The organism is Lactiplantibacillus sp. DA1 (genome assembly GCF_032681335.1).
In the GTDB taxonomy this organism is placed as follows: Bacteria; Bacillota; Bacilli; order Lactobacillales; family Lactobacillaceae; genus Lactiplantibacillus.
Window position 1 is genome coordinate 377,945 of sequence record NZ_JAWHTQ010000003.1, and the last position, 16,035, is coordinate 393,979.

The 16,035-nt window shown below is 42.1% G+C and carries 16 protein-coding genes and 1 pseudogene; 4 read left to right on the forward strand and 13 right to left on the reverse strand.

Annotated features, from left to right (window positions below; all coding sequences use genetic code 11):
• Window positions 1-78: 78 nt before the first annotated feature.
• From RXV91_RS06865 to RXV91_RS06885, 5 genes are all read right to left on the reverse strand, one after another.
• The gene (locus RXV91_RS06865) at window positions 79-945 is read right to left on the reverse strand and encodes an SDR family oxidoreductase (protein WP_396426753.1); all 867 of its coding nucleotides are present in this window, start codon (window positions 943-945) and stop codon (window positions 79-81) included.
• Window positions 946-1,166: 221 nt separating this feature from the next.
• Window positions 1,167-3,161: a glucose PTS transporter subunit IIA gene (locus RXV91_RS06870; protein ID WP_316439259.1), complete on the reverse strand. Its 1,995-nt coding sequence runs from the start codon at window positions 3,159-3,161 to the stop codon at window positions 1,167-1,169.
• Window positions 3,162-3,559: 398 nt separating this feature from the next.
• A complete protein-coding gene (locus RXV91_RS06875) occupies window positions 3,560-4,090 on the reverse strand; it encodes an endonuclease III (RefSeq protein ID WP_316439260.1) in 531 nt (176 codons plus the stop codon).
• A 104-nt stretch (window positions 4,091-4,194) separates the two neighbouring features.
• Window positions 4,195-4,452, reverse strand: coding sequence for a hypothetical protein (locus RXV91_RS06880; RefSeq protein ID WP_316439261.1), 258 nt, complete (start codon window positions 4,450-4,452; stop codon window positions 4,195-4,197).
• A gap of 34 nt (window positions 4,453-4,486) precedes the next feature.
• A complete protein-coding gene (locus RXV91_RS06885) occupies window positions 4,487-5,038 on the reverse strand; it encodes an NADPH-dependent FMN reductase (protein WP_316439262.1) in 552 nt (183 codons plus the stop codon).
• Window positions 5,039-5,598: 560 nt separating this feature from the next.
• On the opposite strand from RXV91_RS06885, the gene RXV91_RS06890 reads away from it, so the two are divergent.
• Complete coding sequence (locus tag RXV91_RS06890; protein ID WP_316439263.1) at window positions 5,599-6,888, forward strand: hypothetical protein; 1,290 nt, start codon at window positions 5,599-5,601, stop codon at window positions 6,886-6,888.
• A 151-nt stretch (window positions 6,889-7,039) separates the two neighbouring features.
• Here the strand turns inward: RXV91_RS06890 and RXV91_RS06895 are convergent, their stop codons facing one another.
• Entirely contained in the window at window positions 7,040-7,639 is a 600-nt protein-coding gene (locus RXV91_RS06895) for a hypothetical protein (RefSeq protein ID WP_316439264.1), read from the reverse strand.
• 190 nt (window positions 7,640-7,829) lie between these two features.
• Between RXV91_RS06895 and RXV91_RS06900 the strand changes: the two genes are divergently transcribed.
• Both RXV91_RS06900 and RXV91_RS06905 read left to right on the forward strand, forming a co-directional pair.
• Window positions 7,830-8,312, forward strand: a complete 483-nt coding sequence (locus tag RXV91_RS06900; protein WP_316439265.1) for a Fur family transcriptional regulator — start codon at window positions 7,830-7,832, stop codon at window positions 8,310-8,312.
• A gap of 184 nt (window positions 8,313-8,496) precedes the next feature.
• A pseudogene (locus tag RXV91_RS06905) lies at window positions 8,497-9,763 on the forward strand (transposase).
• A 162-nt stretch (window positions 9,764-9,925) separates the two neighbouring features.
• On the opposite strand, the gene RXV91_RS06910 reads toward RXV91_RS06905, so the two are convergent.
• From RXV91_RS06910 to RXV91_RS06925, 4 genes are all read right to left on the reverse strand, one after another.
• Entirely contained in the window at window positions 9,926-10,282 is a 357-nt protein-coding gene (locus tag RXV91_RS06910; RefSeq protein WP_316439266.1) for a YxeA family protein, read from the reverse strand.
• A gap of 176 nt (window positions 10,283-10,458) precedes the next feature.
• Entirely contained in the window at window positions 10,459-10,815 is a 357-nt protein-coding gene (locus RXV91_RS06915; protein WP_316439267.1) for a bacteriocin immunity protein, read from the reverse strand.
• A 202-nt stretch (window positions 10,816-11,017) separates the two neighbouring features.
• Window positions 11,018-11,257 (reverse strand): PLDc N-terminal domain-containing protein, encoded by a 240-nt coding sequence (locus RXV91_RS06920; protein ID WP_316439268.1) that lies wholly within the window; start codon window positions 11,255-11,257, stop codon window positions 11,018-11,020.
• A gap of 49 nt (window positions 11,258-11,306) precedes the next feature.
• Window positions 11,307-12,161, reverse strand: coding sequence for a metallophosphoesterase (locus RXV91_RS06925; protein WP_316439269.1), 855 nt, complete (start codon window positions 12,159-12,161; stop codon window positions 11,307-11,309).
• A 482-nt stretch (window positions 12,162-12,643) separates the two neighbouring features.
• Between RXV91_RS06925 and RXV91_RS06930 the strand changes: the two genes are divergently transcribed.
• Window positions 12,644-13,195 (forward strand): GNAT family protein, encoded by a 552-nt coding sequence (locus RXV91_RS06930; RefSeq protein WP_316439270.1) that lies wholly within the window; start codon window positions 12,644-12,646, stop codon window positions 13,193-13,195.
• Window positions 13,196-13,632: 437 nt separating this feature from the next.
• Here the strand turns inward: RXV91_RS06930 and RXV91_RS06935 are convergent, their stop codons facing one another.
• The 3 genes from RXV91_RS06935 to RXV91_RS06945 all read right to left on the reverse strand — a co-directional run bounded on the left by RXV91_RS06935 (window position 13,633) and on the right by RXV91_RS06945 (window position 15,817).
• Window positions 13,633-14,052 carry a CidA/LrgA family protein gene (locus RXV91_RS06935; protein ID WP_316439271.1) on the reverse strand — a complete coding sequence of 140 codons (420 nt, stop codon included), beginning with the start codon at window positions 14,050-14,052 and terminating at the stop codon, window positions 13,633-13,635.
• Window positions 14,053-14,071: 19 nt separating this feature from the next.
• On the reverse strand, window positions 14,072-14,800 hold the full coding sequence (locus RXV91_RS06940) for an LrgB family protein (RefSeq protein WP_021730744.1): 729 nt from the start codon (window positions 14,798-14,800) through the stop codon (window positions 14,072-14,074).
• 177 nt (window positions 14,801-14,977) lie between these two features.
• Window positions 14,978-15,817, reverse strand: a complete 840-nt coding sequence (locus RXV91_RS06945) for a DegV family protein (protein WP_316439272.1) — start codon at window positions 15,815-15,817, stop codon at window positions 14,978-14,980.
• Window positions 15,818-16,035: the final 218 nt, after the last annotated feature.

Genomic DNA, 16,035 nt, shown 5'->3' on the forward strand with positions numbered 1-16,035 from the left:
TTTCCAAAAGTGCTATTTAATGTAAATTATAGCATGGAATTTGGTCACCACCATTAACTCGCATGGAATTTTCCGTGATTAATTAACTTCGTGATAATTTGCCTGTAAGAATGCCGCCAATGATTGTGCAGGATGACCCATAATCGTTTGATAATCATCACTAACCGTTGCTAACAACCCTAAAGCCCCACCTGCATACATCGACGCCAGCATCTGCCCTTCACCATTTTGATCATATAAATCGCTGAACGCTTGCAATGTCACTGGTTGATAACCGATCGATTGACCACTGACCTGACTCAATACTGCTGCCAACTCAGGCATAGTGTAAGCCTTACTCTGTGTCAGCGTATAAATCCGCCTCGCTTGTAATAACGCGGGAGTTGTTGCAACCTTCGCAAAAGCCGCAGCGCTATCGATCTGACTAATAAAGCTCAGTGCTTGATCACCTACCGGATAGATCACATTATGACGCTCAATCAATTCTGGTAAATAAGGAATCAGTGGATCAGCATACAACGCATTACGCACAATTGTATAATTAATAGTGGTTCCGGCCAATCGCCGTGGCACATAACCATAAAAGGCTGATAGTGCAAACGGGTTGTTGACTTGATCCGCAATAAAGCCCATCACCAAAAAATGCTGGACATTAGCTTGCTGAACCGCTGCCAACACATTTTCAAATTCTTGTACTCGTGAATAACTGTCATGGCTCTTGCTGGGAATATAGATCAACACATCGCTGTCTTGAAAAAAAGCTCGTAATTGTTCCGGCTGTTGATAATCAATCGCTGCAACATGCATACCTTGTTGCTGGTAAGCCTGCGCTTTACTAGGCGTATGAACACCTAAGTAAAGTTCCGACGTTTTGATCAACGGCTTCATAGCTGCAACAATTTGTCGCCCTAAATGACCAGTAGCACCCGTAATCGCATATTTCAATTTAATCCGCTCCTTCATGTAACTTTATTAGTTACATTAAACCTAATTTAGATCCACTTGTCAATTAAAGCATCTCCCTAACCGACTTAATTTACCTTACCAGCGGCTGATTATTCCATCTTTAGAGACCATTTTCACTAGCAAAATGGACGATTCAAGTGATTAAAAATCGCTCGGATCGTCCAAATCAGGGTGTATTTAGTAAATACATCAGCACTTATTTAGTTTGCAACTTGCTGACCAAGATGCTTCTTTTCAGGCGCCGTTTTAACACTTTTAGCATCATGATCAGAGAACCCAAACATCCAAGTCAATGCGAAGGCGACAATTAAATCCGCCGCTGAGGCAATCAAGAAACCATAGAAGCTAAAGTCGAGCCCCTTAGGATTAACGAAGGACGTTGCTCCAATCAATGAGCCGGCAAAGCCCCACATATTAACGTTGAAGAGCCCGGTCAAGAAACCACCGACGGCCCCACCAATACTAGCGGTAATAAATGCCCGGCCGTATTTCAAGTTAATCCCGTACATTGCGGGTTCGGTGACCCCACAAAAGGCCGAAATTGTTGCTGGCCAAGCGAGCTCTTTAATATTAGCAACTTTAGACTTCAATGCAATCGCTAAGACCGCACCACCTTGGGCAACCATCGTTGCGGAAACAATGGCGTTCAAATAACTGTGCCCCGTTGTCGTAATATCGTTGACGACAATTGGAATGATCGCCCAGTGTAACCCAAAGATAACCAAGACTTGATAGAAGCCACCAATAATTAAACCAGAGATTGCGGGGCTGAGTTTGTAAATGGCGACAATTCCAGCTGCTAATGCACCTGATAAAGCAGTGATAATCGGTCCCAAAACAATGATGATGACGCCAGAAATAATTACGACTTCAAACAATGGTACGAAAATCATCCGTAAGACTGTTGGAATTACCCGTTTGAGCCACGGCTCCAACTTACTTGCTAACCACGCACCCGCAATCATTGGGAAAATCGAATACGTGTAGGAGGCAACGTGGACTGGAATTCCAAAGAAGTTGGCATTGATCGCCATCCCTAACAGATGCCCAGTCACTTTCCCAGTTGTTGCCATACCGACAATTGCTGGATACGTTAGGACCCCACCAATAATCCCCATGATGACCGGATCAGATCCTAACTTCTTAGCCGCGGTAAAACCAACAAAAATCGGTAAGAAGTAGAAGACCGAATCGCCCATCGCATTAATAATGACATAGGTTGGTGTCGTCGCAGATACCAGCTTAAAGTTCGTCAGTAACGACAGAATCCCTTTTAAAATCCCAGAAGCCGCTAACAATCCAATTACTGGAATCATTGAACCGGTAATCACACCAATCAGACTGCTAAAGCCATGTTTAACTTTCTGCCACGGTGTCATCTTCTGCCAAGCTAAGCGGTTAGCTTCTTTTTCTGTGGCAATGGCCGATGCATCCGCATCTCCAAAGCCAGGTCCTAACTGAGCAACGATTGCATCATAGACGTCAGTTACCGCTGGCCCAATCACGACTTGGTATTGACCACCCGCCTTAGCAACGTCAATCACACCTTTAAGGTTTCGAATCCCCTCATCGTTAGCCTGACTTTCATCTTTCAAATAAAACCGAACCCGCGTAATGCAGTGAATTACGCTTTTAATATTTACTGGGCCACCAACTTGAGCAATAATTTGAGTTGCTAATTCGGCGTATTTACCACCTTTGCCTTTAACAATCGGTGGCGCATCAACGTGCTCCTTCAATTCAACTACGGCACCCACAACGCCCGCACGAACTTCTCCCACTTCTGGTGTCAATTTAGTGACCATATCCGTAGAATTAGTCACAGCCATAATCACCGTTGTCGCTTTGTTGGCACTGGCAATCGCTGCTAAATTCATCATGGCGATTTTGTCACCAGCCGTAACTGTCTCACCAACTTGCACATTAACTTTAAACGGTGGATGGTCTGCTAATTCAACCGTATCAATACCAAGATGAACCAACACCTCCAGTCCGTTATTCCCCGTAAAACCAATCGCGTGTAAACTCGCTGCCACCATCGTTACTTTGCCACTGATTGGTGCGACGACCTGGCCATCTGTCGGCTCGATGCCGAATCCTTGCCCCATCATCCCTTGTGAAAACACCGGATCGTGAACCGACGCTAACGGCACTAACTGCCCTGCAACCGGCGTTAATAAATGCACTTGCTTCATAGCGATTCTCCCCCTTTGACTGAATCAATAATCGCGTTGTTAACAAACTAATCTTGGTCACTGATTTTTATAAAATTATATAATAATTGATTTAAGTACCCAGTGACTGGCCAATAAGTTAACCCAACTCATTAAGCAATGTCCTTAACGATAAAAGCACTTTCTTTTATAAATATAATAATAGCCGTCCTGATTAGGGCGGTCAATTAAACCCGTTTAATTTAGCCCCATTCACTTCAAATCACGGGCTTGTTTAATTAGTTTGCCGAACCTTGTGAACCAAGTGTTAATCGTTGCGTTGCTAGAAATGATTGTTCAAAGTCAGCCGTTGTTTTAACTTGCTTACCAAAATCAACAACCAATGCATGCCACTCCCAAGCCGTCGTTAAATCATAATGCTACGCTCGCATGACAAGTTGTTGTGCTTGCAAGTAATTGCTCGGTAATGGTTGGTTAAGCCAGCCAAATAGTCGCCGTAAATACGTATCAATAATAATTGTCGGCTGATGAAAAACATACATGCTAAAATAGTCAGCCGTTTCATCGCCAATACCCCGTAACAGCTTTAATTCATGCCGCAATCGTTCGGCCGGTAACGCGCGCATCACTGTTAGGTCGAAATTGTATTGCTCACACCAGCCAGCTAAAGCTTTTAATGTCGGAACTTTACGCGTATAGAAGCCCGCGGGTCTAACCAAAGTTGTTAAGTCAGCATCACTTAAGGCTAATAATCGTTCGGGTTCAAAAGCAGTTGCCGTTTTTAGATTTGCTAACGCGTAATCCACATTACGCCAGTTGGTATTTTGTACTAGAATGCCACCCCAGAGGATCTCCCATGGTGTCTCAGCAGGTGCCACTCCAGCTTCTAGCCAGTGTCGCGGTCCCATAGCTGTTAGCATTTGTTGATACAACATTTCAATCGTCATCATAATTCTCCTCATTTTCGATTGGTCCATTTCACTTATCAGATACTAAAAAAATAGTCATAACGGAAACAATTTACTCCGTTACGACTATTTCATAAAATTAACACTTAGTCATCTGCTACCGTACTGCGCTTAACAGCTAACACAATGTCAGCCTGCCGATTTTCAGGCTTGACCTTTTCTTGAAAGTCCAATTCGGCATCTTTAAACAGGTTTTGAATCTCAGTATTAACTAATGACAAGTCGCGTGAATCTCCAGCTTGTTGGCGAATATATACCACATATTGATCTGGTAACTCTTCGAGATCATATTCCACATCTTCGTCATTTAAAATAACATAAATTAGTTTACGTTCTTTATTCATTCGAAACTTCTCCTTATCAATTATTTTATCCGAATTAGTCGCTAACGGCTAACTGGTTAGCAAACTTAAGGTAATCAGCCACACAATGATCTAACCACTCAACAACTTTACTATCCGTAATATCACCAGCGGCATTCATCTTATCTTGCACGGCACTCAATAAGAACTCATTACCAGGCAAAATCCGCATACCAACCCCCGGTGAATCTAGTACTTGCCGTAAATGACTCTGGGCGCGCACCGTTCCTAAGGGACCCATCGTGGCGCCTAAGATCATGGCTGGTTTACCAATCAGTGGTCGTTCAACGCGCGACAGCCAATCAATCGCATTCTCCAAAACACCAGGAACACTATGGTTATACTCTGGTGTCACAAAAATGACACCGTCAGCATCCATAACCGCCTGTTTAAAGACTTGCACATCCTCAGGGGCTTCCAGCTCAATGTCCTGATCATAAAAAGGTAGGGCGCCCAAGTCCGGAATTGTAACATCCAATTTCTCAGCATAGCGTTTTTGAACAAATGCCGCTAACTTACGATTATATGATGAACGTCGAATACTGCCGACAAGTGCGATAATCTTCATCGTGTGAAAAACTCCTTTAAGTTGTAATTACTTTTAGTATACCCCTTTTTTTGCAAATATTCGGAACCGGTTACAAAAAATATCCTTCTTTCATCAAAAGTTTAGCTTTAATTAATCATGGCGGCATGCTAAGACCATTTTATATCTCTTATCAGAGTCTAGTCGTTTATGCACGTTGCTTGGGCAGCATAAAGCCTTAAGATCAAAGCGATCAGTCTAAATCTGCTAACTCATCGTACCGTACATTATTGGGACGTTAAGAATTGTCTTAAATGCTTCTTTAGATGGGAATAGCTAGCGAATATGAACATTCACAATCACCCCCAAACAACGAGCTAACAAGTGGTCATACGTCAACATTTTTCATCCACACAATACGTATCTTAGTCCAATCAAAGCTTAATCTCAGTTGACATATCCACATATTATTGCCCAGAATAACGCTCACCGATTGCCGGTGAAAATTAATAAACTTTCACAAATGTTTCTTAACTTTTTTCAAAACCAAACGTCCACTACCATCGCTATCAGTAGAGTCTGCTATACTAATAATAGAGAAATTGATTGGGGGGTTAATCGTGTATTATCGTGGTGAAGCACTTGACTTTTTGAATATGTTACATACCACTGGCGCCGCGCCATTAATGCGTTCACGGATTGTTTTCTCCAGCCAGATTGATGTCGAACGCTTAAAAGCAGCCGTTCTTGCCTCTGCACAAATCGTACCCGAGATTTTTGGTCATTACCAAGTTGACCGCAATCGTTTTGTTGTTACTGATCAACCAATCAACCAAGTCATTCAGGAAGTCCAGAGTCCGTACAGTCCTGAAAACACCGATTTTGATTTTACTAATAGTCCACAACTACGATTGTTCGTCATTCATCACGGTGACTATGACGTTCTACAAGCCTTTATGAGTCGACTACTAACTGACAATCGGGGCTTTAAAGAATATCTTTATTTACTTGCACAAGCATATAATTACGCTGACCTCACGAACTTGCATAACGAACGGCGGCTCCGGCCAGTCATTGCCAAACTACAGCGCCAATTCGCTCGTCCGCGTGGTCACACTCCCATCGTCTCCGGGATGATCAAACTTCCCCATTATCCGGGAATCAACCTACGTCACGGCGGTCATGTCATGCTCAGCAGCACGCAATTCATGCGGGTCCGTCGGGTCGCCAAGGCTCAGGATGTTGGCATTAGTGAGGCGATCCTAGCTGCCTATGCTAAAGCTCTCCAAGTTCTAACTGGACACACCACCGTCACATTGCCTTGCCCGATTGACTTACGTCGTTTTATGTCTGAAGATGCTAACATTACTCAAGTTGCTAATTTAACAGTTAACGTTTTCTTAACGATTAAAGTTGATATCGATGCTCCTTTTAGTGAACTCGTCAATCAAGTACACACTTTATTAACAGCTGAACGTAACCGGGTCGCTTTCCTATATCGACTCAGCAACTTACAAAAGATGAACCATACAATGCCCATTACCGTTATGCGTAAAATGACAAATCGTTGGTTACCGCAACCAGCATTACGCTACACAAATTTCGGCGTTGTCGATCAACAACGTCTGAATTTCCACGATTTAACGATTGTTAACTGCGTCTTTTCTGGAACTTTTCATCGATCACCCACTATGGAAATTGCTGCTAGCACGTTTGCCGGAACTTGTACATTAAGTTTTAATAGTACTGGCTCAGAGCGTGACTACCAGTTATCCATGAAAATATTGGAAAATATTCAAGCTCAACTACTTGTTTGGGCGCAAGCTGAATCGCAGACTGCCACACCGCAGACTGCCACACCTGAACAGCCATCCTTGCGACACCAAGCTTAATTGCCACAATTCATCACGTTAAAATATACACACTAAAAAACTTTCTCGGCTACTTACGCTGGGAAAGTTTTTTAGTGTCCTGATCTGATTCAGTCAGGATTGTGGTCATCGATTACATTCCTAATGACACTCCGCTTTATCGTAATACTTACTAGTCATTGGAGTGAGTCGCACTCAAGTACTGGCCTAATTGATAAATTATCGCTCGCTGGGCTGGTACCGGCGGCAAAATTTGGCCCGGTTCCAGACAGCTCACTTGTAATTTTGTTGGCGCTTGAATACCATAATTTTGAAAACTAGGCCGAACTGGCACAGTTACTGTCAACGAGCTAATTACACTTTCCAAGCTAATGTGAACGGCGACTATGTCAGGCAAGTCTACGCCCGTTAAATTACTCAAAAAGCCATCATACAGCCGCCATAACGCACCTGCTGACGGTGCCCACACCGGCTTACTATTTGGAATTTGTATCATGAACTGTAACGTAACTTGCCGCCGTGTCACACTTATTCTAATTGGTTGGACTTTTGAATTAGCGACAGCGGCTTTGATCGTTGCTACTTGCTTATTTGCGTGCGGAACATCGTAACTTACCTCAAACACTGGAAACTGGTCGGTCAGTGCTTGCTGATCACTTTTACTAGCCACGAGTTGCTGGATAATAGCCATCATTGCTTCTAGTCCTAAAACATAGGCGCGTTCATAGCGGCTACGTTCCAGAGGCAACGCGGGAACAATTAATTGATGCATCTCAGCCACCTCCATGACGATCAACTTAATTATCGTTAGTCTACTCAGATTAGCCCCCCTAGTAAAGCCCTTTCAGCCATTTCGTTAATTAATTTTGTCAAAAGTTTTATTTAGTGACGTTTCTAAATTGGAATCCTTCTAAAAAGTGTGGTTTAATAAGGGTGAATATGATAAAAGGAGGAACCGCGTCGTGGCAGAAGATATGTTAACTCAAGCCTTGCAACAATTAAAGGACCACAAGATCCGCGTAACACCGCAACGGCAAATTATTCTTAACTACTTAATCACTCATCATAATCATCCATCTGTTGAAACCATCTATCAGGAATTAGCGACTCAGTTACCTAACCTGAGTTTAGCAACGGTCTACAATACGTTAAAACTCTTTGTCGACCTCGGAATCGTGATTGAATTACAAAATGGCGATGCCGGGACCCACTATGACTTTTTCGGTCGGCCCCATTACCACGTGGTCTGCGAAAATTGTGGTAAAATCACTGATGTTTTTGAGCCCGACCTCCGCAGTGTTGAAGCCAAGGCGGCGGAACTTTCTGGTTACCTAGTCACCGGGCACAATATGGAAGTCTACGGATTATGTTCAGATTGTCAAAAATTACTCAATGTTACTAAAATAGCTGATTTGAAACGACTAAAATTAACGCATAATGAATAAAGTTTAATCGTAATAATAAAACTTAATCTTAAAAGAGGCTGTGACATAAGTCTCTAGAAAAAAAGTAGGTCTGGAAAAATCTTCGAATTTTTCCAGACCTACTTTTGATATAATAAAAAATAAAAAAAGAGCATCGGTCGCACCCGATACTCTACGAAATTATCCTCGAAAGGACATTCCTAATATGCAAGATTATTATAACATGAATCAAACCACTTTGAGTATCGCCTTGGATTACCAACCAGAAGAGCATCATCCTGCTCGTTACATCAACCAGCTTGTTGAGAGTTTAAAACTAAAATATGATTACCAGTTTGGCCGTCCGCGGGAATATAACCTCGGTACCATGTTAAAACTGGTCCTTTTAGCGTACAGCTATGGCATTTTCAGCAGTCGTAAAATTGAACGGTTTGCCCGTGGAAGCAACTAAGCAGGTTTCCCCGAACCCAGCCAAACAGCAACGCCGGACTGTTAAATCACAAAAACGTAAGTTGGACAAACGACGTGATAAAATGCGTGAACACCAAGCACAGCAAGCAATCTATGGTCAGCGTAACAGTTACTCTAAGACGGACTATGATGCCACCTTTATGCGGGTCAAGGAAGATCCGATGCAAAACGGTCAATTAAAACCTGCCTACAACGTTCAAATCGCCACGAGTAATCAGTTCATTACGGGATATCGGCTTTTCCAAAATCCAACCGACACACGAACCTTACAACCGTTTATTGAACATTTAAAGGCCAACAATGTGTTAGGTCACACCATCGTTGCCGATGCCGGCTACGGTTCCGAAAGTAATTATCGGTACTTGGAAGATGAATTCGGTCAGCATACCGTTTTAATTCCATACGGCACAATGCTTAAAGAGAATAGTCGAAAATGGCAAAGTGATGACCGTAAGGTTATGAACTGGGACTATCATGAAAAAGATGATTATTTTATCAATCCGCAAAACGTCCGGTTTAATTTTAATGCTTATCGTCAACGGACTGATAAGTATGGTTTTACCCGTGACTTTAAAGAATACATTGCCGAAAAGTATGATGAAAATCATCAACTAATTCCCGCTGCACTAACACCAAAAGGATATTTTAAAAGGATTTCCGTGAACGAAAATTGGGAATATTTCAAATCGAAACAACGAGAATTACTTTCATCTCCAGAAACTGGTCAGATTTACGCTCAACGTAAGATCGATGTTGAGCCAGTTTTTGGCAAGATGAAGGCTTCTTTACATTTCAATCGATTCTCGGTGCGAGGTTTCGACAAGGTCACCAAGGAAGCCGGAATCGTAATACTGGCGTTAAATATTATGAAACTGGTCACGGTAGGGACCAACTTTAAAAATTAAAGGCGTAAGCGAATGGGACGAGAAACCAAAATTCGGTTTCTCGTCCCATTTGCTTATACAGAGGCTAGTTATGTCACAGCCTCTATTAAGATTTAAATTCTGTATTATGGTATTTCATTCAAGATAAACCCCAACAAGCTAAGTGTTTCCAAAACACTGTCCAGATAAGCATAGATGCTAGTCATGTTGGCCGATTATTATTAGATTTAAAATTCTTGTGACACCAAAACAGGGCATCATCAACCATCAAGCCAAAATCTAATTTACCAACATTATTATTTTTCTTAACTTAGTCACACCAAATTTTGGATTATACGTAATTCTAATAATCTGACCTTTATGAAATGGGCCCAAATCGTCAGCAACTGTACGAAACTCTAGCTGTTTGCGATTTCCGTACTTATCTTTAGCAGTGCCATGATAAACATAGCCATTCTGCGTAATCCCCACTGGAACTGTCACAGGATATGCCCCACTACTACCATTAACTCTCATATAGTAATAATCGCCACCATACCGATAAATATGCCACCCAACACTTAAAATTGTTATCCAAACCAGTAAAGCTACCAAAATTATTTCTATCCAATGTTCTTTAATTGCAAATTTACTCAAAAGTAACTCCCCCTAATCCCAACATAACCTATCAAAACACTTGAATCTAACTTGACTTTGGTTTCGACCTTTGCTGTTCAGAGCACTTGAACCTGAGCGGAATACAGTTTCCCCTTGTTTTGAAAAAAGAAAATTTTTTGTTGTTTATCACGTAAAAAACACTTCATTCTAATGAACTAATGGCGCGGAATTTTCTCCAGCATGCCATAAAACTGGGACTTATCGGAATAGTCAGCCATATAAGTGCCATTTAGCCCCGCCTTTTGACCGATGAACCCTAAATCAATCATCAGCCTTTCTTCTTCGTCTGGAAAGTGTAACCGCCCCTTAATGGCCACACTACGGATATAGTTCACCAAACGGTTGACCAACGCCTCAGGGTTTTTCACTGTTGTCATTTTCTTACCAACTTGCGTGAGCACGTCAATAATATCTAATAGATCCCCAGATTGGTTAGACCAATCACTTAACCGTACAATTAATCCCCGAATATCTTGTTGCGCTTGTTGTCGTAATTCAGTTTCTCGTTGCATTACTAAAATTCCCCCTCAATATAATTCAGAACACCATACCAGTTCCAGATTATAATTAGTTTTATTAACACTTTTTATTTTACACCTACACATATTAGCCTCAAAGAAATTGCCTAAACGTACAGAATTCGGCTATAATCGTAAAAAAAAGTCCGAGTTTTTCACTCGAACTTTTGTTGCTAACTCTAATTCACTTATTACCTTAACGTTCCTGCCCAAATGTAAAGTACAACCACGGTCCAATCGGTTGGACGAACGCCAACAACAACCAACCTAATCGATGCCCTCGGCGAAAAGACTTTGCTCGTAAAATATCCGCTACAACAATTGTGGTTGCTGTAATTTCCATCGCCACAATTGGTAATAATCGTTGTTGCAATTTATGCTTAATCCGTGGTGGTAGTGGTCGTCGTTCCTGCTTATGAAAACAAAATAACCCCATTGTTGACGCCTCCTTTAATTATAATTATACCTTGTTAATTGAGAAAGCGCTATTTAGATTCATAACCTTTGGGTACATGGTCCACAAACTTAGTATTTGAAATCGTCAATTCATCAATGACCGGCTTATTATGTAGCAACTGCCGCGTTGTCACACCGACTTGCCCACGATCAATTGTAATGATTTGGTAACTACTCCCCTCATGAATATAATGGTGATGCGGGTTACGGCAATCAATTGCATAGGCTACAGAACCTGCTACCACATTCAAAATATTATCCCCAATTAAATAGCTCGATGAAAAATGAACATGTCCAGTAAACACTCCACCTAAATTATGGCCTCGTAACACCGACAACAGCGCCGGCGTATTTTGTAAAATTGTATAATGCATGTTCATCATAGTTGGGCCGTCTAAGGGATGATGAAGAAATAAAAAGGCACGCTTAGTCGGAGCTTGCCGTAAGTGCTTGCCCAGCCATTGCAATTGTTTTAACGCTAACCATCCCGCTTCATACCCGCTTACCTTGGAATCCAAAAAATAAAAGTCATTATTTCCAATTCGCATACGACTTGCATAATACGGTCCCGGATTAGCTGGCAAATACCCCGCATAAAAAGCTGCCCGCCGATCATGATTACCAAGAATGACTCGGACATGGCAACCAAATTCCGCTTCCATAGTATGGACAATCGCGTGTAATCGCTGATAATCATCAGCACTGCCATCATGAATCAAATCGCCTGTAAAGACAATCAGATCTGGCATTATTGACAATTGACGAATATCATCAATAATGTTCGCTAGTTTGGCCCAAGGATCGTACTGCTGACCATGAACTGGTACTTGCCCTCGGGGGGTTAGATGTAAATCAGAAATCTGAATGACTTGTAAGCTACGCATACAATCAACTCCCATACCTTAATCACCAACTGGTTATCGGTTATTTATAATATAGCGAGCTAACGTAAAGTTTTACTAACCTTCATATAAAGTAACTGTAAAATTTATGCTAACATCCTTTACGTGCACTAAAAAGCAACTACTCATTAGCACCCTTACAAGCAACCATCTCAAAAAACATTCAAAGTCAACTTAATGCTCAATCAAAGTTCCGATATTAAAGTATTCAATGACCAACCGTGCCAAGTTGAGTGGACACTCCATCAACCACTCGAGCGACTTACCTAAGCAACACTTACGGATCAATGCTCAGATTCATCCTATGGACACGTACATACTGGCAAACATTTTCCAACTAATCAGCACCTCGTATCATACTAAGCGAACTGGGCAATTACGTCATATCATAATTTTTGGTTGACAAGTTCTCGTTTAGTCGCCACCATAAAGATAAGATTTAACAATACAAGCGAGGGATTATTTTGAAAAACATATTTGTTGGCCCCCACGTGGGCTTAGCCGTTCCCCAGCCAGAAGATTTCGACGAGATCAGTGACTGGTACACCGATGCTGATTTTGTTCGTAAAATGGATACCGCAACCGCCCGGCCACTTACTGGTGAAGACCTTGAACAAACTTATCGCAACCTTGATCGTCACACGGAATACTACTTTCACATTCATAGCTTAGAAGACGACCACTTACTCGGGTTCGTCACTCTTTTTAATATTGAATGGAATAATCAGGTCGCCCAATTAGCAATTGCAATTGGTGATCCTGAAGAACGTGGTCATGGCTACGGTACCGAAGCGCTTAACTTGATATTGAACTATGCTTTTAACGAATTAAACCTCTACAAAGTCTGTTTGGACGTCATCGCAACAAACCCTGCTGCGATTGCCGTTTATCAAAATAGCGGCTTTGAATTTGAAGGTACCAATAAGCGAGCTATCAAGCGTGACGGACAACGGATTGACCTTTACCACATGGGATTATTTGCAGCTGATTTCCAACCACGCATCACTTTAAACTAATTAATCAGCTCAATTAGTTGCAGCCGATAACTTTTGCAATTATAATAGTCGCAGATTGATAGAAAGTGACCAACTAACTATCAATTCTTAATATTCTTTAGTTTTATAGATTGTTAGGGCGTTGCTGCCATAACGCTTACTAATAATCACTTTCATTCATAGACTCCCCCAAGTCTTATGAATGGGGTTCATCAAAGCCCCCACTTTGATGTTTCCTACTCCTTGACCACTACATCTGCTGATGTGGTGGCTTTTTTATTTAACACATCAGGCCAGCTTACTGACCTAAAAAGCCGTGATGGGGACGTCCCACCACGGCTCACTATCACTACACACCATAATAGCTAAAATAGGCCAGCCTGCAAACAAACCACCCATTTCAATTAGATCCAACTGGTACCCAATCTACTCGCAAGTAAATTATGTGCCACCAAGATTTAATCTTCCTCAACTTCCATATTAGCATTGGTCCGTCGAGCAATAAACCACTCTTTAACTTGAATCAAAATCCACGCGATACCAGCTGTAAAGAGCAGTAACATTAGCGTTGAAATAATGATCACGATGACAATCTGAACTCCTTCGGCCTTTAACACGTCCAACTTAGTAACCAACGCGATCCCTGAAGGAATGAAGATCAAACTGATAAACTGGACGAAGAAATTACTAACACCCGCTACCTGTTCTAGCTTAACCACTTTGAACGTTAGCAATAGATACAACATAATCATGCCAATTAATGGCGTTGGCATTGGAAACGCTGGCCAAAGCTTGTTAGCTAAATTAGCAATTAAACTACTTGCTAACAAAATCAGACCGTAAATAACAATTTGCTTAATGAATGCGCCTTTTTTCATCGAATCCCTCCCGGACCATCTAACCTAAACCAATCAACTGTGCAAAGCCTGGCACCATGAAATTAACTAAGATACCGGCAATTACAAAAGCAATCGCACCAGTAGCGCCAGCCGCTTCGCTGACCTCAATCGCCTTAGTCGCTCCCACCGCATTACCAGCGATTCCAAAACCCAATCCGGCGCCTAGTGGATTCTTGTGTAATTTAAACCAACGAATAAAGTGATCACCTAAAGCATAAATCAATACCGAATTTAAAATCACCGCAAACGCCGCAATGGCTTGATCCCCGCCTACTGATTCGGCCACCGGTAAGGCGATCGCCGTCGTGGCGGCTTGCACCAACATGGCGCCTAATGCAGCATCCGTCAGTCCGAGTAAGCGTGAAACACCGTAAATGCCAAATAATGATAGTCCTAATCCAATGGCTAACGCAATCACGATCACATCCCAATGCTTCTTGAAGATGTCATTTCGCTTATATAGCGGTACTGCAAACGAGACGGTGGCCGGTGCAACAAACCAGAACAACCAATCACCACCAACTTGGTACGCTTCATATACTTTTTGCACGGGTGCCTTGAGAATCGACGCAATCAATACCAATAAACCAATCCCGAGCAACATTCCAAAGAACAGCGGTTGGAATAGCACAAAGCGATTTGTTTTGTGATACAAATACTCGCCAATCCCATAAACCAAGACCGTCAACCCGATCCCGAAAAACGGATTATTGAGAAGATAACTCACATAAATTCCTACTTTCTTTTGTTGAAAAAGAGTGACAAAAAAGGTGCACCCATCCGGGTCTAGTCATCATTAAAATGGTGGTTAGGCTCAGAACAGTGCACCAACACGGTTCTCATTTATTATTAATTAATTATAACACATCAAAGTAATTTTTAATAGTAAGTCCACTTGTCAAATTTAATCAATCGTATAGAACATCAGGGCATAGGCGCCAACACCAGTATGCGTTGCAATAATTGGACTAGTTCGGGCGACCAGTAGATCTGCCTGCGGAACGACTTTATGAAGTAGCGCTTCTGGAGCATCTGCAACGTTTGGCTCACCAACATACGAAATTCCAGCCGCTTCAACCCGGGTGGCATCCGCTAATTGGTCTAAGATTTGGGCTTGCGCTTTAATCAATGCTTTCTTCCCACGGCCCCGCGTGTAAAGTTTTAATTTGCCATCCACTAATTCAAAGACAAATTTTAATTTAATTAAATTTGTGACCACCCCGGCTAACTTTGGAACTCGACCACCCTTGACCAAATTATCGAGTGTATCAACAAACAAATAAGTCTTAGTGTGTTGTCGAATTACGGCGATTTTAGCTAGAATTGCTGCCATATCAGCACCAGCATGGGCCATCCGAGCCGCCGTTAATACTTGAAAAGCCATGCCACGATCGGCGGCCTGTGTATCAATCACAGTAACGTCACCACTCGCTAGCTTAGCTGCCTGCCGGGCGGCGTTAACAGTCCCACTCAACGTCTCCGTCAGGTGCAGTGACAAGACTTGGCTACCATCGGCAGTCAACTTATCATAACAACTAACAAAATCGCCAATTGGAGGCTGGCTGGTGGTTGGCAAGATTGGACTGACCGCCATTTGTTGATCAAATTCAGCCGCACTAACCGCCGTATCTGCAATTAAGTCACCACCGAACCCCACGAGTAACGGAACAACTTGAATATTATACTGTGTCATTTCGGCCGCCGTTAATTGGACCGAAGAATCGGTGACGATTTTAATTGTCATATTTAGAAAACACCTTTCAATCAATTTGTGCCCAATTATAGCATCTAATGATCTTGAAGCTGCCATAAGTACTGATACACCGGCGTTTTTTGATTAATTAACGTTTCTGAATACCGTCAATTCATTATAAACTTTGTAAAAATCATCATAATTACACAACTAGCATCGCTACTTTTTCGCCAGGAAATCACGCTTTTAAACTTTTCCCGTCATACTTT

Excerpts from the sequence above, each read along its gene's own strand:
- RXV91_RS06945 (WP_316439272.1), bottom strand. The coding sequence starts at position 15,817 with ATGACAATTAAAATCGTCACCGATTCTTCGGTCCAATTAACGGCGGCC.
- RXV91_RS06935 (WP_316439271.1), bottom strand. The coding sequence starts at position 14,052 with ATGAAAAAAGGCGCATTCATTAAGCAAATTGTTATTTACGGTCTGATT.
- RXV91_RS06885 (WP_316439262.1), bottom strand. The coding sequence starts at position 5,038 with ATGAAGATTATCGCACTTGTCGGCAGTATTCGACGTTCATCATATAAT.
- RXV91_RS06880 (WP_316439261.1), bottom strand. The coding sequence starts at position 4,452 with ATGAATAAAGAACGTAAACTAATTTATGTTATTTTAAATGACGAAGAT.
- RXV91_RS06925 (WP_316439269.1), bottom strand. The coding sequence starts at position 12,161 with ATGCGTAGCTTACAAGTCATTCAGATTTCTGATTTACATCTAACCCCC.
- RXV91_RS06920 (WP_316439268.1), bottom strand. The coding sequence starts at position 11,257 with ATGGGGTTATTTTGTTTTCATAAGCAGGAACGACGACCACTACCACCA.
- RXV91_RS06915 (WP_316439267.1), bottom strand. The coding sequence starts at position 10,815 with ATGCAACGAGAAACTGAATTACGACAACAAGCGCAACAAGATATTCGG.
- RXV91_RS06870 (WP_316439259.1), bottom strand. The coding sequence starts at position 3,161 with ATGAAGCAAGTGCATTTATTAACGCCGGTTGCAGGGCAGTTAGTGCCG.
- RXV91_RS06895 (WP_316439264.1), bottom strand. The coding sequence starts at position 7,639 with ATGCATCAATTAATTGTTCCCGCGTTGCCTCTGGAACGTAGCCGCTAT.
- RXV91_RS06875 (WP_316439260.1), bottom strand. The coding sequence starts at position 4,090 with ATGATGACGATTGAAATGTTGTATCAACAAATGCTAACAGCTATGGGA.